Source organism: Enterobacter sp. N5-15 (assembly GCF_057221635.1).
Genome location: NZ_CM170150.1, coordinates 1,605,219 through 1,630,139 on the forward strand (window position 1 = coordinate 1,605,219; position 24,921 = coordinate 1,630,139).

The 24,921-nt window shown below is 55.3% G+C and carries 19 protein-coding genes; 9 read left to right on the plus strand and 10 right to left on the minus strand.

Annotated elements, in window-relative coordinates:
* The first annotated feature begins 142 nt into the window (after window positions 1-142).
* The 3 genes from ldtD (at window position 143) to AC2TE5_RS07480 (ending at window position 3,360) form a co-directional block, all read left to right on the plus strand.
* Entirely contained in the window at window positions 143-1,966 is a 1,824-nt protein-coding gene (gene ldtD, locus AC2TE5_RS07470; protein WP_484612940.1) for a L,D-transpeptidase, read from the plus strand.
* A 174-nt stretch (window positions 1,967-2,140) separates the two neighbouring features.
* The gene (gene mepK / locus AC2TE5_RS07475) at window positions 2,141-2,692 is read left to right on the plus strand and encodes a peptidoglycan L,D-endopeptidase MepK (protein ID WP_023335137.1); all 552 of its coding nucleotides are present in this window, start codon (window positions 2,141-2,143) and stop codon (window positions 2,690-2,692) included.
* Between the two features lie 20 nt (window positions 2,693-2,712).
* Window positions 2,713-3,360, plus strand: a complete 648-nt coding sequence (locus AC2TE5_RS07480; RefSeq protein WP_484612941.1) for an MBL fold metallo-hydrolase — start codon at window positions 2,713-2,715, stop codon at window positions 3,358-3,360.
* 48 nt (window positions 3,361-3,408) lie between these two features.
* Here the strand turns inward: AC2TE5_RS07480 and AC2TE5_RS07485 are convergent, their stop codons facing one another.
* The 4 genes from AC2TE5_RS07485 to pncB all read right to left on the minus strand — a co-directional run bounded on the left by AC2TE5_RS07485 (window position 3,409) and on the right by pncB (window position 9,239).
* Complete coding sequence (locus AC2TE5_RS07485; RefSeq protein WP_484612942.1) at window positions 3,409-4,599, minus strand: amino acid aminotransferase; 1,191 nt, start codon at window positions 4,597-4,599, stop codon at window positions 3,409-3,411.
* Between the two features lie 184 nt (window positions 4,600-4,783).
* Complete coding sequence (locus AC2TE5_RS07490; protein WP_159513782.1) at window positions 4,784-5,863, minus strand: porin; 1,080 nt, start codon at window positions 5,861-5,863, stop codon at window positions 4,784-4,786.
* 606 nt (window positions 5,864-6,469) lie between these two features.
* Window positions 6,470-7,870 (minus strand): asparagine--tRNA ligase, encoded by a 1,401-nt coding sequence (gene asnS / locus AC2TE5_RS07495; protein WP_484612943.1) that lies wholly within the window; start codon window positions 7,868-7,870, stop codon window positions 6,470-6,472.
* A 166-nt stretch (window positions 7,871-8,036) separates the two neighbouring features.
* Window positions 8,037-9,239 (minus strand): nicotinate phosphoribosyltransferase, encoded by a 1,203-nt coding sequence (gene pncB / locus AC2TE5_RS07500; RefSeq protein ID WP_213328366.1) that lies wholly within the window; start codon window positions 9,237-9,239, stop codon window positions 8,037-8,039.
* A gap of 254 nt (window positions 9,240-9,493) precedes the next feature.
* Between pncB and pepN the strand changes: the two genes are divergently transcribed.
* Window positions 9,494-12,106, plus strand: a complete 2,613-nt coding sequence (gene pepN, locus AC2TE5_RS07505; protein ID WP_193940106.1) for an aminopeptidase N — start codon at window positions 9,494-9,496, stop codon at window positions 12,104-12,106.
* A 104-nt stretch (window positions 12,107-12,210) separates the two neighbouring features.
* On the opposite strand, the gene ssuB is transcribed toward pepN, so the two are convergent.
* From ssuB to ssuE, 5 genes are read right to left on the minus strand one after another with little or no spacing between them, the layout of a single operon-like run.
* Window positions 12,211-12,981, minus strand: a complete 771-nt coding sequence (gene ssuB / locus AC2TE5_RS07510; protein WP_484612944.1) for an aliphatic sulfonates ABC transporter ATP-binding protein — start codon at window positions 12,979-12,981, stop codon at window positions 12,211-12,213.
* A complete protein-coding gene (gene ssuC / locus AC2TE5_RS07515; RefSeq protein ID WP_023311016.1) occupies window positions 12,978-13,769 on the minus strand; it encodes an aliphatic sulfonate ABC transporter permease SsuC in 792 nt (263 codons plus the stop codon). The genes ssuB and ssuC overlap by 4 nt, the downstream gene beginning before the upstream one ends.
* Before the next feature lie 9 nt (window positions 13,770-13,778).
* Window positions 13,779-14,924 carry an FMNH2-dependent alkanesulfonate monooxygenase gene (gene ssuD / locus AC2TE5_RS07520; RefSeq protein WP_484612945.1) on the minus strand — a complete coding sequence of 382 codons (1,146 nt, stop codon included), beginning with the start codon at window positions 14,922-14,924 and terminating at the stop codon, window positions 13,779-13,781.
* Window positions 14,921-15,883, minus strand: coding sequence for a sulfonate ABC transporter substrate-binding protein (locus AC2TE5_RS07525; protein WP_032638812.1), 963 nt, complete (start codon window positions 15,881-15,883; stop codon window positions 14,921-14,923). The genes ssuD and AC2TE5_RS07525 overlap by 4 nt, the downstream gene beginning before the upstream one ends.
* Window positions 15,876-16,451 carry an NADPH-dependent FMN reductase gene (gene ssuE, locus AC2TE5_RS07530; RefSeq protein ID WP_023335146.1) on the minus strand — a complete coding sequence of 192 codons (576 nt, stop codon included), beginning with the start codon at window positions 16,449-16,451 and terminating at the stop codon, window positions 15,876-15,878. The genes AC2TE5_RS07525 and ssuE overlap by 8 nt, the downstream gene beginning before the upstream one ends.
* 248 nt (window positions 16,452-16,699) lie before the next feature.
* On the opposite strand from ssuE, the gene pyrD reads away from it, so the two are divergent.
* On the plus strand, window positions 16,700-17,710 hold the full coding sequence (gene pyrD / locus AC2TE5_RS07535; protein WP_213328363.1) for a quinone-dependent dihydroorotate dehydrogenase: 1,011 nt from the start codon (window positions 16,700-16,702) through the stop codon (window positions 17,708-17,710).
* Window positions 17,711-17,875: 165 nt separating this feature from the next.
* Window positions 17,876-18,418 (plus strand): cell division protein ZapC, encoded by a 543-nt coding sequence (gene zapC, locus AC2TE5_RS07540; RefSeq protein WP_023311020.1) that lies wholly within the window; start codon window positions 17,876-17,878, stop codon window positions 18,416-18,418.
* Here the strand turns inward: zapC and AC2TE5_RS07545 are convergent.
* A complete protein-coding gene (locus AC2TE5_RS07545; protein WP_213328362.1) occupies window positions 18,415-19,524 on the minus strand; it encodes a YcbX family protein in 1,110 nt (369 codons plus the stop codon). The genes zapC and AC2TE5_RS07545 overlap by 4 nt on opposite strands.
* Window positions 19,525-19,622: 98 nt before the next feature.
* Between AC2TE5_RS07545 and rlmKL the strand changes: the two genes are divergently transcribed.
* From rlmKL to pqiA, 3 genes are read left to right on the plus strand one after another with little or no spacing between them, the layout of a single operon-like run.
* The gene (gene rlmKL, locus AC2TE5_RS07550) at window positions 19,623-21,731 is read left to right on the plus strand and encodes a bifunctional 23S rRNA (guanine(2069)-N(7))-methyltransferase RlmK/23S rRNA (guanine(2445)-N(2))-methyltransferase RlmL (protein WP_484612946.1); all 2,109 of its coding nucleotides are present in this window, start codon (window positions 19,623-19,625) and stop codon (window positions 21,729-21,731) included.
* A gap of 12 nt (window positions 21,732-21,743) precedes the next feature.
* Entirely contained in the window at window positions 21,744-23,651 is a 1,908-nt protein-coding gene (locus AC2TE5_RS07555; protein ID WP_148242617.1) for an ABC transporter ATP-binding protein, read from the plus strand.
* Window positions 23,652-23,664: 13 nt separating this feature from the next.
* On the plus strand, window positions 23,665-24,918 hold the full coding sequence (gene pqiA / locus AC2TE5_RS07560) for a membrane integrity-associated transporter subunit PqiA (protein WP_484612947.1): 1,254 nt from the start codon (window positions 23,665-23,667) through the stop codon (window positions 24,916-24,918).
* The last annotated feature ends 3 nt before the right edge of the window (window positions 24,919-24,921 follow it).

Here is a 24,921-nt window from a genome sequence, read left to right on the forward strand (position 1 = left end):
TTTTTTTTTAAACTTAACTTGTGCTTAGGGCTGCGTTATCTTTAAACTTCTTTACATAAGGTAAGGCAACAGCTTAGCCGTCTACCTATAATGAAAGAAAGCCCCAACGTGATGGGCATGTCGTGAAAACAGGGGGCAAGGGATGTTGCTTAAGAAAGAATGTGGTCGTCAGCTGTCTGCGCTGAGTTTATGCCTGGCAGTGATGTTTGCTCCGCTGTTAACCGCCCAGGCCGACGAGCCTGAAATTGTGCCGACTGACAGCTCGGCAACGACAGGCGCGCAGCCAACGTCGTTGTCCCAGCCGCTGGACCAGTCTCCGGCAACGGCTATCATGGCCGGTATTAAACCGCTGCCGGAAGGCATCGACGCCGAATCGCTCAGTCAGCAGCTGCAGTCGGAGCTGCCGTCAGGCTACACGCCTGTCTATATCAATCAGCTCACGCTCCTCTATGCTGCCCGCGATATGAAACCGATGTGGGAAAACCGCGATGCGGTGCGCGCCTTCCAGCAGCAGCTGGCGGAGGTCGCGATTGCAGGATTTCAGCCGCAGTTTACAAAGTGGGTTGAGCTGTTAACCGATCCTGCCGTCACCGGGCAGGCGCGGGACGTGGTTCTTTCCGATGCCATGATGGGCTACCTGCAGTTCGTGGCGGGTATTCCGGTCAATGGCAGCCGTTGGCTCTACAGCGATAAGCCGTACAAGCTGGCGACGCCGGCGCTGTCGGTGATTAACCAATGGCAGTTAGCGCTGGATAACGGCGAACTGCCGCGCTTTATCGCCAGCCTCGCACCGGCGCATCCACAATATGCCACTCTGCACCAGTCGCTCCTCGCGCTGGTGGGGGACTCGCGTCCATGGCCGCAAATGCGCGGTACCGCGACGCTGCGTCCGGGGCAGTGGAGCAGCGATGTGCCCGCCCTGCGCGAGATCCTGGTGCGATCCGGTATTCTGGAAGGCGGGCCAAAGATTGCACTTCCGGGTGATGATCCACAAAGCGTCGCCGTCAGCCCGTCAGCTCCCGTGAAAGAGAAGAAAGCCGATGTCCTGAGCAGCAAACCTGCGGCTTACGATCGCGAGCTGGTTGCGGCCGTTAAGCAATTCCAGGCCGCTCAGGGGCTAGGGGCCGATGGCGTCATTGGCCAGACGACGCGCGACTGGCTGAACGTATCGCCTGCGCAGCGGGCAGGAGTGCTGGCGCTCAATATCCAGCGTTTGCGCTTGCTGCCGGGAACGCTCTCTACCGGGATTATGGTTAACATCCCGGCGTATTCCCTGGTCTATTATCAGGATGGTAGCGAAAAGCTGGCGTCGCGCGTGATTGTCGGGCGTCCGGATCGTAAAACACCGATGATGAGCAGTGCGCTGAATAACGTGGTGGTTAACCCGCCGTGGAACGTACCGCCGACCCTGGCGCGTAAAGACATTCTGCCGAAGGTCTGGAACGATCCGGGTTATCTGGAGCGTCATGGCTATACGGTGATGCGTGGATGGAACAGTAAAGAGGCCATCGATCCTTATATGGTCGACTGGTCGACGATCACAGCGTCGAATCTGCCGTTCCGTTTCCAGCAGGCTCCTGGGGCGCACAACTCTTTAGGGCGCTACAAATTCAATATGCCGAGTTCAGAAGCTATCTATCTGCACGATACGCCGAACCACAACCTGTTCCAGAAAGATACTCGCGCGCTGAGTTCTGGCTGCGTGCGCGTGAACAAAGCCTCGGAGCTGGCCAATATGCTGCTGCAGGATGCGGGCTGGAACGATACGCGCATCTCGGATGCCCTGAAACAGGGGGATACGCGTTATGTTAATATTCGCCACAATATTCCGGTCAATCTTTACTATCTGACGGCGTTTGTGGGCGAAGACGGGCGTACTCAGTATCGTACAGATATTTACAATTATGATCTCACCGCGCGATCCGGCGCACAAATTTTGCCAAAAGCGGAACAATTAATCAGGTAAATGAAGTAGTTCGGGAAAAATGATTGTCGTAAGTTATGGTGAATAGGGGGCTATATCGCTGCAAGCCGCATATTCACTGGGGTTGGGCGCCTTGACGTACCTGGTTTTGCCAGTTATGGTGCCCTTCGTGCGCTAAGCATATTACGATTTCTTTTACCTGTAGACCTGATTATCATGGACAAATTTGACGCTAATCGCCGCAAACTGCTGGCGTTAGGTGGCGTTGCGCTCGGCGCAGCGGCCATCCTGCCGACGCCAGCATTTGCCACCCTCTCGACACCTCGTCCGCGAGTTTTAACGCTCAACAATCTTCATACCGGTGAGTCGCTAAAAGCGGAGTTTTTCGATGGCAGAGGCTATATTCAGGATGAATTAGCAAGACTTAACCATTTTTTCCGTGATTTCCGCGCGAATAAAATAAAAGCCATCGATCCAGGACTGTTTGATCAGATTTTCCGCCTTCAGGGCCTGCTGGGCACCAGCAAGCCGGTTCAGCTCATCTCTGGCTATCGCTCGATTGATACCAACAATGAACTGCGCGCCCACAGCCGCGGGGTAGCGAAAAAAAGCTATCACACGAAGGGACAGGCAATGGATTTCCATATTGAAGGCGTTTCGTTAGCCAATATTCGCAAAGCCGCGTTATCTATGCGCGCAGGTGGTGTAGGATATTACCCCAGCAGCAACTTTGTGCATATTGATACCGGTCCGGTTCGGCACTGGTAATAACGAAACACAGGAGCAGTATGAACTATCGTATTATTCCGGTTACCGCGTTCTCCCAGAATTGTTCATTGATCTGGTGCGAACAGACTAAACTGGCCGCGCTTGTCGATCCCGGCGGTGACGCTGAGAAAATCAAGCAGGAAGTCGCAGCAAGCGGCGTCACGCTGATGCAGATTTTGCTCACGCATGGTCATCTTGACCATGTAGGTGCTGCCGCTGAACTGGCTGAACACTACGGTGTGCCGGTGATCGGCCCGGAAAAAGAAGATGAGTTCTGGCTGCAGGGGTTACCCGCCCAAAGCCGCATGTTTGGCCTTGATGAGTGTCAGCCCCTGACGCCCGATCGCTGGCTAAATGAGGGAGAGCGCGTTAACGTAGGGAATGTGACTTTACAGGTGTTGCATTGTCCTGGGCATACGCCAGGCCATATCGTCTTCTTTGATGGCCAGTCCCGTCTGCTGATTTCCGGCGATGTGATCTTCAAAGGTGGCGTAGGACGCAGCGATTTTCCGCGCGGCGACCACGGGCAGCTGATTCAGTCGATTAAACAAAAGTTATTGCCGCTGGGTGATGACGTTACGTTTATCCCTGGACACGGTCCGATGTCGACGCTGGGCTATGAACGGCTCCATAACCCGTTCCTTCAGGATGAAATGCCTGTCTGGTAACCAATAAAAAAAAGCCTGCATAACGCAGGCTTTTTTTATGGGCGCAAATTACAGTACGGCGACAATCGCTTCGCACAGTGGCGCCATGTTGTCAGGCGTCATGCCTGCAACGTTCACACGGCCAGACGCTACGGCGTACACGCCAAACTCTTCACGCAGACGCAGAACCTGCTCTTTGGTCAGGCCGCTGAACGAGAACATGCCGTTCTGTTTGATGATAAAGCTGAAGTCGCGGTCCGCGCCTTTTTCAGCCAGGGTGTTCACAAACAGCAGGCGCATGCGCTGAATGCGCTGGCGCATATCGTTCAGCTCTTGTTCCCAGATAGCGCGCAGCGCATCGTTGCTCAGGATGGTGGCAACAACAGACGCACCGTGTGCCGGTGGGTTAGAGTAGTTAGCGCGGATAACCGATTTCATCTGGCTGAACGCACGATCGACGGTCTCTTCGTTAGCTGCAACCAGCGTACAGGCACCTACGCGCTCATTGTACAGACCGAAGTTCTTGGAATAAGAGCTTGCGACAATCAGCTCCTGATGCACGGCTGCGAACGCGCGCAGGCCTTCGGCATCTTCTTCCAGACCACGGGCGAAGCCCTGGTAGGCAAAGTCAAACAGCGGCAGCCAGCCTTTTTCTACGGACAGCTTCGCCAGGTGCTCCCACTGCTCAAGCGTCGGGTCGATACCGGTTGGGTTGTGGCAGCAACCGTGGAACAGCACCACGTCACCTGCCTGCGCTTCGCTCAGGCTCGCCAGCAGGCCGTCAAAGTCGAGAGAGTGGTTTGCCGCGTCGTAGTAGGCATATTCTCGCACTTCCAGACCCGCAGAGTTAAACACGCTCTTGTGGTTCGGCCAGCTTGGGTTGCTTACCCATACGCGCTTAACAGAGGTGTTTTTCGCCAGGAAATCCGCCGCCACGCGCAGCGCACCGGTACCGCCTGGGGTCTGTGCTGTACGGGCACGTTTGCCACTCACAATTGCGCTGCCTTTACCGAACAGCAGCTCCTGGGTGCAGCGACCAAATTCAGGGATACCATCAATACCGAGGTAGTTTTTGGTGGTTTCGTTTTCCAGCAGATACTGCTCAGCTTTCTTAACGCTGGTCAGTACCGGAGTTTTGCCGGTTTCATCTTTATATACACCAATACCCAGGTTGATTTTGCCAGGGCGGTCGTCGGCACGAAACAGATCGGCCAGGCCCAGAATAGGGTCGGCAGGAGCGGCGGTAATGTTCTCAAACATGACGAAGTTCCATTGTGATTACAGAAGTGAAATCCGCTATCAGGTTAACGGTAGATTTACAAAATGCCAACCGTTTGCGACGAAAAGCGTGCGGCTTTTCAAAAGTCGCCATTATTTTCTGTCACGCATAAAAAAACAGGGCCGAAGCCCTGTTCATTAATCATATAACAAAGTGGTGTACTGATTAGAACTGGTAGGTTACGCCAACGGTAGCCTGGTTGTCAGAGCCAACCCAGCTGGTGGACGCATCTTTGTCGTCCAGCAGGTTGAAGCGGTAGTCACCGTACACGTTGAAGTTCTTGTTGAAGTAGTAAGTCGCACCAGTGGTGATGTATTTCGCCAGGTCACGGTCGCCGATGCCGTTCAGGTCTTTACCTTTGGACTGAACGTAGGAAACGGAAGGACGCAGACCGAAGTCGAACTGGTACTGTGCGATAACTTCGAAGTTCTGGGTCTTGTTAGCAACGTCGTACACAGTCTCTGTGCTATCGCCCAGGATGCTCATGTTGCGGGTTTCAGCGTAAACGGTCGCCAGGTAGATATTGTTCGCGTCATATTTCGCGCCAACTGCCCAGGACTCAGCTTTATCGCCTTTACCATCTGCTTTTTGATCCAGAGTACGGTTTGCAGTGCTGTATGCACCGATCAGACCGAACCCTTCGCCGAACTCGTAGCCCAGGGACAGACCAACGCCGTCACCGTTCGCTTTACGCAGATCGCTACGTTCGTTTTTACCCTGGTACTGAACGCCAAAGTTCAGACCATCAACCAGACCGAAGAAGTTGTTGTTACGGTAGGTCAGCAGGCCAGTAGAACGGCTGGTCATGTAGTTATCAACATAGCCGCCACCCCAGGTTTCGCCAGAGAAGGACGGAGCCATATCCGTGTAGGATTCTACGTCGTAAACGATACCGTAGTTACGACCGTAGTCCAGAGAACCTGCTTCAGAAACTTTGATACCCGCGAATGCCAGACGAGTTACGTTAGTCTGGTCGCCTTCGGCTGCACCAGCTTTCGCACGGTATTCCCACTGACCGTAACCGATCAGTTGATCATTGATCTGAGTTTCGCCTTTAAAGCCGATCTGGCCGTAAGAGGAGTCAGCGTTTTTATGTTCGCCAGAAGTGGTGAAGCCGTGTTCACCCACAACTTTACCGTAGAAGTCCAGTTTGTTGCCGTTCTTGTTATAGATTTCTGCAGCGTTAGCTGCACCGGCTACCAGCAGGGCAGGGATTACCACTGCCAGAATATTGCGCTTCATCATTATTTATTACCCTCATTGGTTTTTTTATGACACTCGCCACTGCCGTCAATAAATTCTGTCAATAAATATTTCCGGAACTATTGATGAGAGTTTGGTGTCTTTATGTATCTGACAGGCATCTTTCCATTCGGCGAAGCGTTTCGCTAGCCTGAAAGTGCTACAATTCTCGAGATTAAGTAACTAAAAGAAATTATGTGTAACTAAATATGTATTTTTGGGAACTTTGTGAACCACCTCAAACTTCAGACCAACCTGGCGAATTAAACGCCAAAACCTATCCTATATATATGAATTGCTTATGATTAATTAAGATAAAGGCGATTCGTATAAACAGACGTTAAACGACTCTGTTTTTCTTATGACCCCAAAAAGACTTCTGGATGGCTGTAAAAGTGGTTGAAATTTGTGCTATCGCTTGAGGAAGCAATAATCGCAATAAGAATGGGGTTTATTTTTTGTGGCTGGATATTTCGCGGAAACAAAACGTAACAGGTAGTGGTTGTGACGGGGTGAAGGTTGAAAGACGCTGACTTTGCGCTGACGAAAACTGACAATACAGAATAAAATAATGGCCAGCATAAGCTGGCCATTTTAGTCTTGTACCGATTAGAAGCTGGCGTTACGAGGAGTACGTGGGAAAGGAATCACGTCGCGTACGTTCTGAACACCGGTAACGTAGGCAATCAGACGCTCGAAGCCCAGACCAAAACCGGCGTGCGGTACGGTACCGTAACGACGCAGATCGCGGTACCAGCTGTAATCAGCTGGGTTGAGCCCCATCTCTTCCATACGCGCGTCCAGCACGTCAAGACGCTCTTCACGCTGAGAGCCACCGATGATTTCACCAATGCCCGGCGCCAGAACGTCCATCGCTGCCACGGTCTTACCGTCTTCGTTAAGGCGCATATAGAAGGCCTTAATGTCTTTCGGGTAGTTTTTAACGACAACCGGCGCTTTGAAATGCTTCTCGGCCAGATAGCGTTCGTGTTCAGACGCCAGGTCAACGCCCCAGTAAACCGGGTTCTCGAACGTCTCACCGCATTTCTCGAGGATCGCCACCGCGTCGGTATAGTCCACCTGCGCAAAGTCGGCGGACACGAAACGCTCCAGACGCGCCACAGCATCGCTGTCTACGCGTTCTGCGAAGAATTTCATGTCGTCAGGACGTTCTTCCAGAACCGCTTTGAACACATACTTCAGCATCGCTTCCGCCAGACCCGCAACATCGTCCAGGTCGGCGAAGGCCACTTCAGGCTCCAGCATCCAGAATTCCGCCAGGTGACGGCTGGTGTTGGAGTTTTCGGCACGGAAGGTTGGGCCAAAGGTGTAGATCTTAGACAGCGCACAGGCGTACGTTTCGCCGTTGAGCTGGCCGGATACCGTCAGGAAAGCTTCTTTACCAAAGAAGTCTTTGTCATAGTCCACTTTACCTTCAGGCGTGCGCGGCAGGTTTTCCATGTCCAGCGTCGAGACGCGGAACATCTCACCCGCACCTTCCGTATCGGACGCGGTGATCAGCGGGGTAGACACCCAGAAGTAGCCCTGCTCATCGAAGAAACGATGCAGCGCCTGCGCCAGCGTATGACGCACGCGCGCCACCGCACCAATCAGGTTGGTACGCGGACGCAGGTGGGCGACTTCACGCAGATATTCGATGCTGTGACGTTTTGCCGCCATCGGATAGGTATCCGGATCTTCAACCCAGCCGGTGACTTCAATCGCAGAGGCCTGAATTTCGAAGCTCTGGCCCTGGCCCGGTGATGCCACAACCATGCCGGTAACAATGACGGAGCAACCGGTTGTCAGGCGCAAAACGTCATCATTGTAATTGGGCAGAGAATTATTAATGACGGCCTGTACAGGATCAAAGCAGGAACCGTCATAGACGGCGAGGAAGGAGATGCCAGCTTTAGAATCTCGGCGGGTACGCACCCATCCGCGCACGGTGACTTCCTGGTCAACGGCGACACGGCCCTGGAGTACGTCGGCTACAGGCACAACGCTCATAATATTCTCTCTGTTAATAGTCGGAAAAAATAAACACTTGTCCACCCTTATGGGGGGATATCTATGTTACCTGCCATCTGCTATCAGACAAGTAAATTTCGCAGTCAAACGAGAAGAATTGAGAAATAAATAAGGAGAAGGGAGCCATGAAGGCTCCCGTAAGCGCTTAACTGGCTTTTTTGATCTGGGGAAGATCGAACGCTTTGCGCAATGCGCGGACAAACGCTTTGTCATGGCAGATGGTTTTACCCGGGCTGTCGGAGAGTTTTGCCACCGGCTTGCCGTTACATTCCACCAGTTTGATGACGATATTCAGAGGTTTTACCTGAGGAATATCGCAGGTCAGACGGGTACCAATTCCGAAGCTCAGGTTCACCCGGGTGTTGAAATGGCGATAGAGTTCGACCGCTTTCGCCAGGTCGAGATTATCGGAGAAGACCAGCACCTTGCTCATCGGATCGATGCCGAGTTTCTCGTAATGGGCAATGGCCTTCTCGCCCCATTCAACCGGATCCCCGGAGTCGTGGCGTAACCCCTGGTAACGTTCAGCGAACTCGGGACCAAAGTCGCGCAGGAAGGCATCCATCGTAATACAGTCGGTGAGGGCGATCCCGAGCTGATTCGGGTACTCCTCAAGCCATGCGGCCAGTGCCGCGCGCTGGCTGTTAGCCAGGTCGGGGCTGATCTGCTGATGCGCCTGGAACCACTCGTGCGCCTGGGTGCCCATCGGCGTCAGGCCGAGGCGGCGTGCCAGATCGTAGTTACTGGTGCCCACGAACCACGGCTCCTGCTGCAGACGTTTAACGATGGCTTCCTGAACGTCACGCGAGAAACGGCGACGGGTGCCAAAGTCCATCAGGCGGAAGCGGGACATGTCCAGCCCTTCGGTCAGCGTGGAGAAGGCAGCGAGTTTATTTTCCAGCGCGGCGACCGCCTGCTCGACGCCCGTTTCCGGCGAACGGTAGCGGTGAGCCAGTTCACTGATCACTGCCAGAAGCGGCACTTCCCACATGATCACTTCCCGCCACGGACCTTCAAGGCGAATATCAAGCTTGCCGTTATCGTTAAGCACGGTGACCTGCTCCGGCTTATAGCGGAAATCGCGCAGCCAGTTCAGGTAGTCGGCTTTGAAGAAAGGCAGGCCAGAAAGCCACTGATATTCCTCGTCCTGCAGCGTCAGATGCTGCATAGCATTGACCTGTTCACGAATGGCGTCTGCGTAGATACCAAGCAAGTCGTCGCCACGACAGCGGAATTCCGCCGCGACATGAACGTCATAGTAATGGTGGAAAACGGCTTGCTGCATATGCAGTTTATACGCGTCGGTATCCAGCAACGTATGCAGAACTGGAGAAGCGAATTGAGTCATAGGTGCGCAGTAGCATCCTCTCACAGGAGCGTTTAGTACAATAAACAACTCCGGAGTATACCTTGTTTAGTGATTTATTGAACCCCGATCACAACATAAGCGCGTTTTATGGTCGAGGGCATTTTGTGCCCCGTGTTATACAAATGTAGCAAAAAAAGGTTTTGACCCTGAAAAGATGAACATTCTGCATAGCGCGTTTTGCGCAACAGGAATATATTGAAACGTTACTCGACAAACGATGCATAAGGTTTTCTATGACACAACAGCCACAAGCCAAATACCGCCACGACTACCGTGCGCCGGATTACCTGATTAGCGAAATCGATCTGACTTTTGACCTGGATGCCACTAAAACCGTTGTCACTGCGGTGAGCCAGGTGACGCGCCACAGCGCAACTGCGGTGCCGCTGCGTCTGGATGGTGAAGACCTGACGCTGGTCTCCCTGCACATTAATGATGAAGCCTGGTCAGACTATAAAGAAGAAAACAACCAGCTGGTCATCGACAACCTGCCGGAACAGTTTACGCTGCGCATCGTGAATGAAATCAGCCCTGCCGCCAACACCGCGCTGGAAGGGCTTTACCAGTCAGGCGTGGCGCTGTGTACCCAGTGTGAAGCGGAAGGGTTCCGCCACATTACGTGGTATCTCGACCGTCCGGACGTCCTGGCGCGCTTCACCACCAAAATCATCGCCGATAAAACCCTGTATCCCTTCCTGCTCTCCAACGGTAACCGCGTAGGCGAAGGCGAGCTGGAGAATGGCCGTCACTGGGTGCAGTGGCAGGATCCCTTCCCGAAACCGTGCTACCTGTTTGCGCTGGTGGCGGGGGATTTCGACGTGCTGCGCGACACCTTCAAAACGCGCTCAGGCCGCGAAGTGGCGCTGGAGCTGTTTGTTGACCGCGGCAACCTTGACCGTGCGCCGTGGGCAATGACCTCCCTCATCAACTCCATGAAGTGGGACGAGGAGCGCTTCGGCCTCGAATATGACCTCGACATCTATATGATCGTCGCCGTCGATTTCTTCAACATGGGCGCAATGGAGAACAAAGGCCTTAACGTCTTTAACTCCAAATACGTGCTGGCGCGTACCGATACCGCAACGGACAAAGACTACCTCGATATCGAGCGCGTCATCGGCCACGAATATTTCCACAACTGGACCGGTAACCGCGTTACCTGCCGCGACTGGTTCCAGCTGAGCCTGAAAGAGGGCCTGACCGTCTTCCGCGATCAGGAGTTCAGCTCCGACCTGGGTTCACGCGCGGTGAACCGCATCAACAACGTGCGCACCATGCGTGGTCTGCAGTTTGCGGAAGATGCCAGCCCAATGGCGCACCCGATCCGCCCGGATAAAGTCATCGAGATGAACAACTTCTACACCCTGACGGTGTACGAGAAGGGCGCTGAAATTATCCGCATGATCCACACCCTGCTGGGTGAGGAGAACTTCCAGAAAGGGATGCAGCTGTACTTCGAGCGTCATGACGGCAGCGCGGCCACCTGCGACGATTTTGTGCAGGCGATGGAGGATGCCTCTAATGTCGATCTCTCTCACTTCCGCCGCTGGTACAGCCAGGCCGGTACGCCAGTTGTCACCGTCAAAGACGATTACAATCCGGAAACCGAGCAGTACACCCTGACCATCAGCCAGCGCACGCCGCCGACGGCGGAGCAGGAAGAGAAATATCCGCTGCATATTCCGTTCAGCATTGAGCTGTACGATAACGAAGGCAAAGTTATCCCGCTCCAGAAGGGCGGCCACCCGGTACACCACGTGCTGAACGTGACCCAGGCCGAGCAGACCTTTATCTTCGATAACGTCTACTTCCAGCCGGTGCCTGCGCTGCTGTGCGAATTCTCCGCGCCGGTGAAGCTGGAGTACAAGTGGAGCGATCAGCAGCTGACGTTCCTGATGCGTCACGCGCGTAACGACTTCTCCCGCTGGGATGCAGCGCAAAGCCTGCTGGCGACCTACATTAAGATCAACGTAAACCGTCATCAGCAGGGCCAGCCGCTGTCGCTGCCTGTCCATGTGGCTGACGCGTTCCGCGCGATCCTGCTGGATGAGAAGATTGACCCGGCGCTGGCCGCTGAAATTCTGACCCTGCCGTCAGCGACTGAAATCGCCGAGTTGTTTGATATCATCGATCCGATTGCCATCGTGGCGGTGCGTGAAGCGCTGACCCGTACGCTGGCTGCAGAACTGGCCGATGAGTTCCTGGCCATTTATAACGCCAATAAGCTTGACGCGTATCGCGTTGAGCACGCGGACATTGGTAAACGTTCTCTGCGCAATACCTGCCTGCGCTATCTTGCGTTTGGTGAAACCGGGCTGGCGAACACCCTGGTGAGCAAGCAGTATCACGAAGCGGATAACATGACCGACGCGCTGGCCGCGCTGGGCGCAAGCGTTGCCGCCGAACTGCCGTGCCGTGATGCGCTAATGCAGGAGTACGACGACAAGTGGCATCAGGATGGTCTGGTGATGGACAAGTGGTTCATCCTGCAGGCGACCAGCCCGGCGGCCGATGCGCTCAGCAAAGTGCGCAGCCTGTTGAAGCATCGCTCCTTTACCCTGAGCAACCCAAACCGCGTGCGCTCTCTGATTGGCGCGTTTGCCAGCAGCAACCCTGCGGCGTTCCACGCCGAAGACGGCAGCGGTTATCAGTTCATGGTGGAAATGCTGACCGAGCTGAACAGCCGTAACCCGCAGGTGGCGTCCCGTCTGATTGAGCCGCTGATCCGTCTGAAACGCTACGATGCGAAGCGTCAGGCGAAGATGCGTGCCGCGCTTGAGCAGCTGAAAGGGCTGGAGAACCTGTCTGGCGATCTGTACGAGAAGATTGCTAAGGCCTTAGCGTAATACGAAAAAGTGCCCGGTGGGCAAGTAAAAGCAAAACGGCAACCTCGGTTGCCGTTTTTAGTTTTTTCTCCCTCTCCCCGTGGGAGAGGGCCGGGGTGAGGGCATCAGGCATTAGCTTTAATCAACGCCCGTTCACTTACCCCACGCTTCATCACCCGATCCAACACCTCAGCTTCCAGCTCCGCCAGTCTTGCCGACCCCACGCGGCGAGGGCGCGGGATATCCACCGTCAAATCCAGGCCAATCTTCCCGTCTTCTATCAGCAGCACCCGGTCAGCCATCGCCACAGCTTCGCTCACGTCATGCGTCACCAGCAGTACCGTAAAGCCGTGCGCCTGCCACAGGGAACCAATCAAATCCTGCATTTCGATCCGCGTCAGGGCATCGAGCGCGCCGAGCGGTTCATCAAGCAACAGCAGGCCCGGTCGGTGAATCAGCGCCCGCGCCAGCGCCACGCGCTGCTTCTGTCCACCCGAGAGGGCCGCGGGCCATTCACCCGCACGATTTTCCAGCCCAACGGCGGCCAGCGCCTGGCGGGCTTCATCCCGCCAGTTTCCCTTCAGACCGAGCCCAACGTTGTCGATAACCGTTTTCCACGGCAGCAGGCGCGCGTCCTGAAACATCATGCGGGTATCGTCCTGAATATTCGAAAGCGGCGTCGTTCCTGCCAGAATGTCACCGCCGTTGGGGGCTTCCAGTCCGGCCAGAAGGCGTAGCAGGGTACTCTTGCCGCCGCCGCTGCGACCAACAACGGCCACAAATTGCCCGGCGGGAATATGCAGATCCAGCCCGTTAAGAATGGTGTTTTCGCCGTAGCGTTTGGTCACGCCGTTCAGCAGTAACGGTGTTCCCTGGTTCAGTCGTGCAGTATTCATGCTTTCGCCTCCTGAAGGGTGTAGGCCGGGTTCCAGCGCAGCCAGCTGCGCTCCAGCCACTGGGCGCTAACGTCGGCGAGTTTGCCGAGCAGGGCATACAGAATGATGGCTACCACCACCACGTCCGTTTGCAGGAATTCACGGGCGTTCATCGCCAGGTAGCCAATGCCTGAATTGGCCGAGATGGTCTCCGCCACAATCAGCGTCAGCCACATCAGGCCAAGCGCAAAACGCACCCCGACCATAATGGAGGGCAGGGCGCCCGGCAGGATCACGTGGATAAAGAGAGAAAAACCCGATAGGCCGTAGCTGCGCGCCATCTCGACCAGACCGCGATCGATATTGCGGATGCCGTGCCAGGTATTGATGTAGATCGGGAACAATGTGCCCAGCGCCACGAGGAAGATCTTAGCGCTCTCATCAATACCAAACCACAGGATAACCAGCGGGATCAGCGCCAGATGCGGCACGTTGCGCAGCATCTGAATGGAGGTATCCAGCAGCCGCTCGCCCCAGCGGGAAAGGCCGCTGATCAAGCCCAGAACCAGACCGATGCTGCCGCCGATGGAAAACCCAATCACGGCGCGCCAGGAGCTGATCGCCAGATGCTGCCACAGCTCACCGCTCACGCTCAGCGACCAGAACGCTTCTACGACGCCCTCCGGAGAGGGCAGAATGCGGCTCGACAGCCAGCCGGTGGACGACGCGAGCTGCCAGAGAGCCACAATGCCGACGGGTAAAAACCACGGCGCGGCGCGCAGCAGCCATTTTTGTGAGGTGGCAGACATTGTCACTCCTTAGCTCTGCGCGGCTTTGCGTGGAATAAACTCGTTCGCCACGGCTTCGCCCTGAAGCTGAAGCCGCTGCGGCTGCGGAATTTCCGGAATGGCAACATCCAGATGCGGGAATAACAGCTCGCCCACCTTGTACGCCTCTTCCAGATGCGGGTAACCGGAGAGAATAAAGCTGTCGATACCCAGCTCGGCGTATTCATTGATACGCGCGGCTACGGTCGGACCGTCGCCGACCAGCGCCGTGCCCGCACCGCCGCGCACCAGGCCGACGCCCGCCCACAGGTTCGGGCTAATCTCTAGGTTCTCGCGCTTGCCGTTGTGCAGGGACGCCATTCGGTGCTGTCCGACGGAGTCGGTTTTGGCAAACGCAGCCTGCGCCTTCGCGATGGTGTCATCGTCCAGATGGGAAATCAGGCGGTCGGCGGCCTCCCAGGCTTCTTCATTGGTTTCGCGCACAATCACGTGCAGGCGAATGCCGAAGCGCACCTTGCGGCCATGGGCAGCCGCTTTAGCGCTGACCTGGGCAATTTTTTCTTTCACCAGCTCAGGCGGTTCGCCCCAGGTCAGATAAAGATCGACCTGCTCTCCTGCCAGATCCTGGGCCACATCCGACGATCCGCCAAAATAGAGCGGCGGGCGCGGCTGTTGCACCGGTGGGAAGTAGAGTTTCGCGTCGCGAACGTGAATATGTTTGCCTTCAAAGGTGACGGTTTCACCTTCCAGCAGACGTCGCCAGACGCGGGTGAACTCGGCGGAGGCTTCATAGCGCTCGGTATGGTCGAGGAATACCCCATCGCCCGCCAGCTCCTGCGGATCGCTACCCGTCACCAGGTTAAACAGGGCGCGACCGTTGGACAGCCTGTCCAGCGTTGCCGCCTGACGTGCCGCCACGGTGGGGGAGACAACGCTCGGGCGTAGCGCAACCAGGAACTTCAGGCGCTGGGTGACCGGGATCATCGACGCGGCGACCAGCCAGGCATCTTCGCATGAACGTCCGGTCGGGATCAGCACCCCGGTGAAACCGATTCGGTCCGCCGCCTGCGCAATCTGCTGCAGGTAGCCGTGGTCAACCGGGCGCGAGCCCTCTTCTGTACCAAGATAGTGTCCATCACCGTGGGTGGGTAAAAACCAGAAAAGATTCAGACTCATGATTTAGCTCCTTCTTTGCCTGCGGGCTGCCAGATGCGTTCGCGAATAGTGACCTGTTTTGGCACCAGGTGGTTTTGATAGAAAAGGTCAGCCGTTTGTTGCTGAAGCGCGGCGACGTGCGCGTCCACGGGCGTAATGGTGGTCGGCGGACGGTGGTTGAGATAGCTCGCGATCACCGGCTCAGGTAAGCCCATGGTTTTCGCCAGCAGGGCAATACTCTCCTGACGCTGGGTCTGGGTCAGCGCATCGGCCTGGGTAAAGGTATCCAGTACGCCCTGAATAAATGCGCCGTTCTTTTCCGCATAAGGACGCGCGGCCAGGTAGAACGAGCCGGTCTGCTTCAGCGTGGTGCCGTCTTTCAGCACGCGAACGCCGCCCTGCAGTAATGCGGCGGAGTAGTACGGATCCCAGATGGCCCAGGCATCAACATTCTTCTGCTGGAACGCGGCGCGCGCGTCGGCAGGCGTCAGGTAAACAGGCTGAATGTCAGTGAACTTGAGCCCGGCTTCTTGCAGGGCACGCAGCAGCAGGTTGTGTGAGCTGGAACCTTTCTGGAAAGCAACTTTATGCCCTTTAAGATCGGCGACGCTTTTAATGTCGCTGTTTTCAGGCACCAGAATCACTTCGGCCTTCGGTTTGGGCGGCTCAACGCCAACATAGACGAGGTCCGCTCCCGCCGCCTGGGCGAATATCGGCGGAATATCACCCGTGCTGCCGAGATCGATACTGCCAACGTTCAGGGCCTCCAGCATTTGCGGGCCAGCCGGGAACTCCACCCAGGAGAATTTGGTGTCCGGGAAGCGTTTTTCCAGAAGCTGGTGGCTTTTCGCCAGCACCATGCTGACGCTGCCTTTCTGATAGCCAATGCGTAAACTTTCCGGAGCCGTTTCTGCTGCATGGGCCAGCGAGGTAAGCGCCATCAGACCTGCCAGGCCGATGCGGGTTAACGTTTTAAACATGTGCGACTCCTTGAGGCTGACCAAACGCCGGCGCCTGGATATCCCTGCGGTGCAGAGCATGCCAGAAGGTTTCCAGGGCAGTATCGAGGCGGGTTTGCAGGTTCGGCGTAAAATGAGGTTTATGTTGATAATCGATAACCTGGGAGTCATCTGCGAAAACGCCGTGGAGGATCTCCTGCGCTTTCAGCGCGTTCAGCACCGGCTTCAGGGCATAATCCACGGCCAGTAAATGGGCCACCGTACCGCCCGTTGCCAGCGGCAGCACGACTTTGCCGTCCAGCGCGCGTTCCGGAAGCAGATCGAGCAGGGTTTTCAGCGCCCCGGAAAAAGAGGCTTTATAAATGGGCGTTGCCACAATTAAGCCGTCAGCGCCGTTAAGCTGCTCGATGAGCGTTTTAAGCGCAGGGCTGTCGAAACGGGCATAGAGCAGATCTTCAGGTTCGAAGTTATGCAGGTTCCAGTGGCACACTTCCACATCCAGGGCATTGAGTTTTTCGCGGGCATATTCCAGCAGGGCGCTGGAGCGCGAAGGGAATCGTGGACTTCCGGCCAGGGTAATGACGCGCATACTTCCTCCTTATAACTAATTGTTTGCTTTTATCTAACATTCATAACAATTTTCAGGAGTGTGACACCGCGCGGTTATTCCACTAAATGATTTATCTGCAATTAAAATGCGAAAAAGTGCATAAGAAATAGACAGGGAGGTAAACGATTGCGTTTTACGCTGATTTTTTGCCGCAGGTCAATTCCCTTTCGCGCGTGGATCGCCCATAATCCCCTCCCGGTTTGCACACCGGGAATCCAGGAGAGTTCATGTACTACCCCTTCGTTCGTAAAGCCCTTTTCCAGCTCGACCCTGAGCGCGCTCATGAATTTACATTCCAGCAATTACGTCGTATTACCGGAACGCCTCTGGCCGCTCTGGTGCGTCAGAATGTGCCGGAAAAACCTGTGCAGTGCATGGGTCTGACCTTTAAAAATCCGCTGGGTCTGGCGGCGGGTCTGGACAAAAATGGCGAGTGCATTGATGCCCTGGGCGCGATGGGCTTTGGCTCCATTGAAATCGGTACCGTCACGCCGCGCCCGCAGCCGGGAAATGACAAGCCGCGCCTGTTCCGCCTGGTTGAAGCCGAAGGGCTGATCAACCGCATGGGCTTTAATAACCTCGGTGTTGATCACCTTGTTGAGAACGTAAAAAAAGCCCATTTTGACGGGATATTAGGCATCAATATCGGCAAAAATAAAGACACGCCGGTAGAGCAGGGTAAAGATGACTATCTGATTTGTATGGAAAAAGTCTACGCCTATGCCGGTTATATTGCGGTGAATATTTCTTCACCCAATACCCCGGGGCTGCGTTCCTTACAATATGGCGAAGCGCTGGACGATCTTCTGAGTGCCATTAAAAATAAGCAAAATGAACTCCAGACGATCCACCATAAATATGTTCCGGTCGCGGTTAAGATCGCCCCGGATCTTTCTGTCGAAGAATTGATCCAGGTTGCCGACAGTTTAGTTCGCCATAATATTGATGGTGTGATTGCAACCAATACCACCCTCGATCGCTCCCTCGTGCAAGGAATGAAAAACTGTGACGAAGCGGGTGGGTTAAGTGGACGTCCGGTACAATTAAAAAGCACCGAAATTATTCGCGCCCTTTCTGCGGAATTAAAAGGACGTCTGCCGATTATTGGCGTCGGCGGCATTGACTCAGTGATTGCTGCACGCGAGAAGATGGCGGCGGGTGCGTCACTGGTGCAAATCTATTCCGGCTTTATTTTTAAAGGACCACCGCTGATTAAAGAAATCGTTACTCATATCTAATCTTTTCTCTTAATCAGACAACCAGGGCTTTATTTCCAGCCCTGGTTGTTTTATATTCCGTCACTGTTGCTTATTTAGACATTATAGTCTTTTATTAATGGTGTTATAAACGAAGCGGCGATCAGGACAATTTTAGTACAGGATGTTTGGGGACGGGAGAGACACATGCGAATTAAACCTGACGATAACTGGCGCTGGTATTTTTGCGACGAGCACGATCGCATGATGCTCGATTTAGCCAATGGCATGTTGTTTCGTTCTCGTTTTGCCCGCCGAATGTTAACCCCGGACGCGTTTTCCCCGTCGGGCTTTTGCGTTGACGACGCGGCGCTTTATTTCTCTTTTGAAGAAAAATGCCGCGATCTGGTGCTCTCTAAAGAGCAGCGTGCCGAGCTGGTATTAAATGCGCTGGTGGCTATCCGCTTCCTGAAACCGCAAATGCCAAAAAGCTGGCATTTTCTTGCGCACGGTATGAGCTGGACCCCGGCAACGGGTGACGCGGCCAGCGTAAATCTGAGCGATACCGCAGAAGAGGTGAGCTTGCTGGTGGTTGAGCCCGGCGAAAATGCTGCGCTCTGCCTGCTGGCACAGCCCGGCGTAACCATTGCCGGGCGGACGATGCAGCTTGGCGATGCCATTAAAGTGATGAACGACAGGCTGAAGCCACAGCTGCGCGTAGATTCCTTCAGCCTCGAACAGGCGGTTTAAGCTTCCAACTGTACGGCCGTTTTCGGTATGCAGCTACAGCACAGAATTGTGCCGTCATTTCCAATTGCCGATTTTTTCAGCGCACTGACCTCTCCATCCACCAGCTTGATGCGGCAGCATCCGCAAATGCCTGCGCGACAGGAATAGGGTACGCGAATACCTGCCTGCTCCAGTTGCTCCAGTAATACCTGCTGGTTGTTGCCACGGATGACGCTGCCCTGCCAGTGAATATCTACCGCTGAAGCGACATTCGTCACAACGTCGACCATTTCTTCTTCCTGACCTGAGCCGTACACTCTTGCAGGCCCTCGGGCAAGGATCTCTACCTCATCACCGACGCGGATTGCGCCGCTGGAGCGCGGGATCAGGTTCTGGCCAAAATCCACGTCGCCGTTGTCCTGCGCGGTGCGAAACGACTGCAGCGTCTTCAGCGGTTCACCGGAAGGGTGCTTCTGGCCTTTCTCAGGACTCACCGTGGTGAAAATGCAGCGGCTGCATGGCTTCACTACGTCGAAAATCACGCTGCCGATGCGGATCACCTTCCAGGTGTCTTCGTCCCAGGCGTCGACACCCGTCACCACCAGGTTCGGACGGAACTGTTCCATCTGAACGCTCGCTTTGCAGCGGCCTTGTAAATCACGCAGCGAGGCTTCGTTGGTTAGCAGGAACGGGAAGCCATCGGCGAAGGAGAGGGGAACGGCGTCATGGCGCTTCACGCGACGCGTCGGTTCAGGCCCAACCCAGCGCAGCTGCACGTCGCGGGAGAAGAAACCGCTTAGCCAGCGGTTAATTTCATCCGGGGCGATGCGTGCGGTAAAATGATTGCCCCACACTTCCGTTGGCGCATCGACAGGCGCAAAATCAGCAAAGCGAATGACCGCGCTGGAACCGTCCGGCGCGGTCAGATGCAAACCGTCATGAAGCGGGGAAGGGGTAAAGCGAACCATCTGCGGGAACTGGCGTGCGGTAATGAACGTGCCGTCAGGCTCGGTGACCATAAAAATACGATCGAAGGCGAATCCGCTCATGTCGGCCAGCGCGTGAGAGACGCCTATACCGCGCATGGATTTCACCGGATGGATAAAAAGCCTGGATAACGTCGCCACTGCACACTCCCACAAATGAAAATAAGCCTTCAACTTTATGACATACACGCCATATTAGCTATAATGCGCGACAATTTTCTAAGAGTAAAAGTGACGATATGAATTCTCTGTTTGCCAGTACGGCCCGTGGGCTGGAAGAGCTGTTAAAAACTGAACTGGAAAGCCTGGGCGCGAAAGAGTGCCAGGTGGTTCAGGGTGGTGTCCATTTTGAGGGCGACACGCGGCTTATTTACCAGAGCCTGATGTGGAGCCGTCTGGCGTCGCGCATCATGCTGCCGATGAAGGAGTGCAAGGTCTATAGCGACCTGGACCTCTATACCGGCGTACAGATGATCGACTGGACAGAGATCTTCACGCCAAACGCCACCTTTGCGGTGCATTTCAACGGCGTGAACGACGAGATCCGCAACAGCCAGTACGGTGCCCTGCGCGTAAAAGACGCCATCGTGGACTGCTTCACGCGTAAAAATAAGGAACGCCCGAACGTCGATCGCGAAAATCCGGATCTGCGTATTAACGTCTGGCTGAACGGCGACACGGCGAGTATTTCTCTCGATCTGAGCGGCGCAGGCCTGCACCTGCGCGGCTACCGCGATCGTACCGGTATGGCGCCAATTAAAGAAACGCTGGCTGCCGCCATCGTCATGCGCTCCGGCTGGCAGCCGGGCACGCCGCTGCTCGATCCGATGTGTGGTTCCGGTACGTTGCTGATTGAAGCGGCCATGCTGGCAACCGACCGCGCGCCGGGCCTGCATCGCGGCCACTGGGGCTTCAAAGGCTGGGCACAGCACGACGAAGCGATCTGGAAAGAGGTCAAAGACGACGCGCAGACCCGCGCGCGCAAAGGTCTGGCAGAGTACACCTCGCACTTCTACGGTTCGGACAGCGACCCGCGCGTCATTGAACGCGCGCGCAGCAACGCCCGTCGCGCCGGTATCGGCGAGCTGGTCACCTTCGAGGTGAAGGACGTGGCGAACCTGACCAACCCGCTGCCAAAAGGCCCGTACGGTACCGTGATCAGCAACCCGCCATACGGCGAGCGTCTGGACAGCGAGCCGGCGCTGATTGCCCTGCACAGCCTGCTGGGGCGCAATATGAAGGACTACTTCGGCGGCTGGAACTTGTCTCTGTTTAGCGCCTCGCCGGAGCTGCTGAGCTGCCTGCAGCTGCGTGCCGATCGCCAGTTTAAGGCGAAAAACGGCCCGCTGGACTGCGTGCAGAAGAACTACCATCTGGCGGAGAAAGCGGCGGACAGCAAGCCATCCGGCGTGGCGGAAGATTACGCCAACCGCCTGCGCAAGAACCTGAAGAAATATGAGAAGTGGGCGAAGCAGGAAGGGATTGAATGCTACCGCCTGTACGACGCCGACCTGCCGGAGTACAACGTGGCGGTTGACCGCTACGCGGACTGGGTGGTGATTCAGGAATATGCTCCACCGAAAACCATCGATGCGCAAAAAGCGCGTCAGCGCATGCTGGACGTCATTGCGGCGACCATCGCCGTGCTCGGCATCACGCCAAACAAGCTGGTGCTGAAAACCCGCGAGCGCCAGAAAGGGAAAAACCAGTACCAGAAGATGAATGAGAAGGGCGACTTCATCGAAGTGGGCGAATACAACGCCCGCCTGTGGGTAAACCTGACCGACTATCTGGATACCGGCCTGTTCCTTGACCACCGTATCGCCCGTCGCATGCTGGGCCAGATGAGCAAGGGCAAAGATTTCCTCAACCTGTTCTCCTATACCGGCAGCGCGAGCGTGCATGCGGGTCTGGGCGGCGCGCGGAGCACCACCACGGTGGATATGTCCCGTACCTATCTGGAATGGGCGGAGCGCAACCTGCGTCTTAACGGTTTAACCGGACGTCAGCACCGCCTGATGCAGGCCGACGTGCTGGGCTGGCTGCGTGAAACCGACGAGCAGTTCGATCTGATCTTTATCGATCCTCCGACCTTCTCCAACTCCAAGCGTATGGAAGATAGCTTTGACGTACAGCGCGATCACCTGCGCCTGATGACCGACCTGAAGCGCCTGCTGCGCAAGGGCGGCACCATTATGTTCTCGAACAACAAACGCGGCTTCCGTATGGACCATGACGGTTTAGCAGCCCTGGGCCTGAAAGCACAAGAAATCAGCCAAAAAACGCTGTCTCAGGACTTTGCCCGTAACCGTCAAATTCATAACTGCTGGTTGATTACCGCGGTCTGAAAGGAAAAATAAATGTCATTAATTAGCATGCACGGCGCGTGGCTCTCTTTTAGCGATGCGCCACTTCTCGATGATACTGAACTGCATATTGAAGACAACGAACGCGTCTGTCTTGTAGGCCGTAACGGCGCGGGTAAATCCACGCTGATGAAAATCCTCAACCGTGAACAGGGCCTGGATGATGGCCGTATCGTTTACGAGCAGGATCTGATTGTTTCCCGTCTGCAGCAGGATCCTCCTCGTAACGTGGCGGGTACCGTTTATGATTTCGTTGCAGAAGGGATTTCTGAACAGGCTGAATACCTGAAGGGCTATCACGAAATTTCACATCTGGTGATGACCGACCCAAGTGAAAAAAATCTCAATGAGATGGCACGCCTGCAGGAGCTTCTGGATCATCACGGTCTGTGGCAGCTTGAAAGCCGTATTACGGAAGTGCTGGATCAGTTAGGCCTGGATGCGGATATGGAGCTGTCGGCGCTCTCCGGCGGCTGGCTGCGTAAAGCGGCGCTTGGGCGCGCGCTGGTCAGCGGCCCGAAGGTGCTGTTGCTGGACGAACCGACCAACCACCTGGATATCGAAGCGATTGACTGGCTGGAAGGGTTCCTGAAGACCTTTAACGGCACCATTATTTTCATTTCACACGACCGTTCGTTTATCCGCAATATGGCAACGCGTATTGTCGATCTCGATCGCGGCAAGCTGGTGACCTATCCTGGCGATTACGATACCTATCTGCTGGAAAAAGAAGAAAACCTGCGCGTGGAAGAGCTGCAAAATGCGGAGTTTGACCGCAAGCTGGCACAGGAAGAGGTCTGGATCCGTCAGGGTATCAAAGCCCGCCGTACCCGTAACGAAGGCCGCGTGCGTGCCCTGAAGGCGATGCGTAACGAGCGTAGCGCTCGTCGTGAAGTTATGGGAAGTGCGAAGATGCAGGTCGAAGAGGCATCCCGCTCCGGTAAGATTGTCTTTGAAATGGAAAATGTCGATTACCAGGTCGATGGAAAAGTTCTGGTGAAAGACTTCTCCGCTCAGGTGCAGCGTGGCGATAAAATTGCCCTCATTGGCCCGAACGGCTGTGGTAAAACCACGCTGCTCAAGCTGATGCTCGGTCAGCTGCAGGCTGACAGCGGCCGTGTTCACTGCGGGACAAAGCTGGAAGTCGCCTATTTTGACCAGCACCGTGCAGAGCTGGACCCAGACAGAACGGTAATGGATAACCTTGCTGAAGGTAAGCAAGAGGTGATGGTTAACGGTAAACCGCGCCACGTGCTGGGCTATCTGCAGGACTTCCTGTTCCATCCTAAACGTGCAATGACCCCGGTGCGTGCGTTATCTGGCGGAGAGCGTAATCGTCTGCTGCTGGCGCGTTTGTTCCTGAAACCAAGTAACCTGTTGATTCTCGATGAACCAACGAACGACCTGGATGTCGAAACGCTGGAATTGCTTGAAGAGCTGATTGACGGCTATCAGGGCACCGTGATGCTGGTCAGCCACGATCGTCAGTTCGTTGATAACACCGTAACCGAGTGCTGGATCTTCGAAGGAGAAGGGCGAATTGGACAATACGTAGGCGGTTATCATGATGCAAAAGGGCAGCAATCGCAGTCTCTGGCGCAGAAACAGTCAAAGTCCAAAACAAGTTCTGAACCTGCTGTAACAAAAGCAGAAACTGTCAAGAAAACCTCGGCTAAACTAAGTTATAACCTGCAGCGCGAACTGGAGGGGCTACCTCAGCGTCTGGAAGAGCTGGAGGCCGCGCTTGAGGATCTGCAAAAACAGGTTGCTGATGCGTCATTCTTTAGCCAATCGCATGACTATACTCAGAAAGTACTGTCTGAACTGTCCGCGGCTGAAAAAGCCCTGGAAGAAGCATTTGAGCGCTGGGAGTACCTTGAGTCTCTGAAGAACGGCGCATAAACAGGGATAACATATGTGTGACCAGCACCATGCCGACAGGCATATTTTATGCTCGCAATGCGATATGCTCGTGGCGTTGCCAGAGCTTGGTCACGGACATAAAGCCCTGTGTCCACGTTGCGGTGCGACGTTGACAACCGAGTGGGACGCGCCGCGGCAGCGTCCCACTGCTTACGCTCTGGCAGCACTGTTCATGCTGCTGCTCTCCAATCTCTTCCCCTTCATCTATATGAAGGTGGGGGGGATAACCAGCCAGGTGGATTTGCTTGAAATCCCGGGCGTGATGTTCTCGGAAGATTACGCCAGCCTCGGCACCTTTTTTCTCCTGTTTGTCCAGATAGTCCCGGCGTTGTGCCTGGTCGCCATCCTTTTGCTGGTGAACCGCGTCAGGATGCCGGTATCACTGAAAATCCGGCTTGCGCGTATCCTTTTTCAGCTTAAAAGCTGGGGCATGGCCGAAATCTTTCTGGCGGGCATTCTGGTCAGTTTCGTGAAGCTGATGGCGTATGGCGATGTAGGGATCGGCAGCAGCTTTGTTCCGTGGTGCCTGTACTGCGTCCTGCAGCTGCGCGCGTTCCAGTGCGTGGACAGGCGCTGGGCGTGGGATGATATCGCTCCGGCACCGACGCTTGCGCAGAAGGTGAAGGTCGGCGTGCCCGGTATTCGTCAGGGGCTGCGCTCTTGCCCATGCTGCACCGCCGTGCTGCCCGCCGATCTCGACGTTTGTCCGCGCTGCGAAACGAAAGGTCACGTACGCCGTAAAAATAGCCTGCAGTGGACGATGGCGCTGCTGGTCACGTCCATCATGCTGTATCTGCCCGCCAATATTCTGCCGATCATGATCACCGATTTGCTCGGCGACAAAATGCCCTCGACGATCCTGGCCGGGGTGGTATTGCTGTGGGGCGAAGGTTCTTATCCGGTCGCCGGCGTCATCTTTATCGCCAGTATTATGGTGCCAACCCTAAAAATGATCGCCATCGCCTGGCTCTGCTGGGATGCGAAAGGTCATGGGAAACGCGACAGCGAGCGTATGCACCTGATTTATGAAGTGGTCGAGTTTGTCGGACGCTGGTCAATGATTGACGTGTTTGTCATCGCCGTTCTCTCTGCGCTGGTGCGGATGGGCGGTTTGATGAGTATTTATCCCGCGATGGGGGCTTTAATGTTTGCACTGGTTGTGATTATGACCATGTTTGCGGCCATGACCTTCGACCCTCGTTTATCGTGGGATCGTGAGCCTGAATCAAGCCATGAGGAAGAGTAAGAG

Coding starts and splice junctions, on each gene's coding strand:
- pqiA (WP_484612947.1), top strand. CDS start 23,665: ATGTGTGACCAGCACCATGCCGACAGGCATATTTTATGCTCGCAATGC.
- pyrD (WP_213328363.1), top strand. CDS start 16,700: ATGTACTACCCCTTCGTTCGTAAAGCCCTTTTCCAGCTCGACCCTGAG.
- ssuC (WP_023311016.1), bottom strand. CDS start 13,769: ATGTCTGCCACCTCACAAAAATGGCTGCTGCGCGCCGCGCCGTGGTTT.
- pncB (WP_213328366.1), bottom strand. CDS start 9,239: ATGACTCAATTCGCTTCTCCAGTTCTGCATACGTTGCTGGATACCGAC.
- ldtD (WP_484612940.1), top strand. CDS start 143: ATGTTGCTTAAGAAAGAATGTGGTCGTCAGCTGTCTGCGCTGAGTTTA.
- mepK (WP_023335137.1), top strand. CDS start 2,141: ATGGACAAATTTGACGCTAATCGCCGCAAACTGCTGGCGTTAGGTGGC.
- ssuB (WP_484612944.1), bottom strand. CDS start 12,981: ATGAATACTGCACGACTGAACCAGGGAACACCGTTACTGCTGAACGGC.
- AC2TE5_RS07555 (WP_148242617.1), top strand. CDS start 21,744: ATGTCATTAATTAGCATGCACGGCGCGTGGCTCTCTTTTAGCGATGCG.
- ssuE (WP_023335146.1), bottom strand. CDS start 16,451: ATGCGCGTCATTACCCTGGCCGGAAGTCCACGATTCCCTTCGCGCTCC.
- rlmKL (WP_484612946.1), top strand. CDS start 19,623: ATGAATTCTCTGTTTGCCAGTACGGCCCGTGGGCTGGAAGAGCTGTTA.
- ssuD (WP_484612945.1), bottom strand. CDS start 14,924: ATGAGTCTGAATCTTTTCTGGTTTTTACCCACCCACGGTGATGGACAC.
- AC2TE5_RS07525 (WP_032638812.1), bottom strand. CDS start 15,883: ATGTTTAAAACGTTAACCCGCATCGGCCTGGCAGGTCTGATGGCGCTT.
- AC2TE5_RS07490 (WP_159513782.1), bottom strand. CDS start 5,863: ATGATGAAGCGCAATATTCTGGCAGTGGTAATCCCTGCCCTGCTGGTA.
- AC2TE5_RS07485 (WP_484612942.1), bottom strand. CDS start 4,599: ATGTTTGAGAACATTACCGCCGCTCCTGCCGACCCTATTCTGGGCCTG.
- asnS (WP_484612943.1), bottom strand. CDS start 7,870: ATGAGCGTTGTGCCTGTAGCCGACGTACTCCAGGGCCGTGTCGCCGTT.
- zapC (WP_023311020.1), top strand. CDS start 17,876: ATGCGAATTAAACCTGACGATAACTGGCGCTGGTATTTTTGCGACGAG.
- AC2TE5_RS07480 (WP_484612941.1), top strand. CDS start 2,713: ATGAACTATCGTATTATTCCGGTTACCGCGTTCTCCCAGAATTGTTCA.
- pepN (WP_193940106.1), top strand. CDS start 9,494: ATGACACAACAGCCACAAGCCAAATACCGCCACGACTACCGTGCGCCG.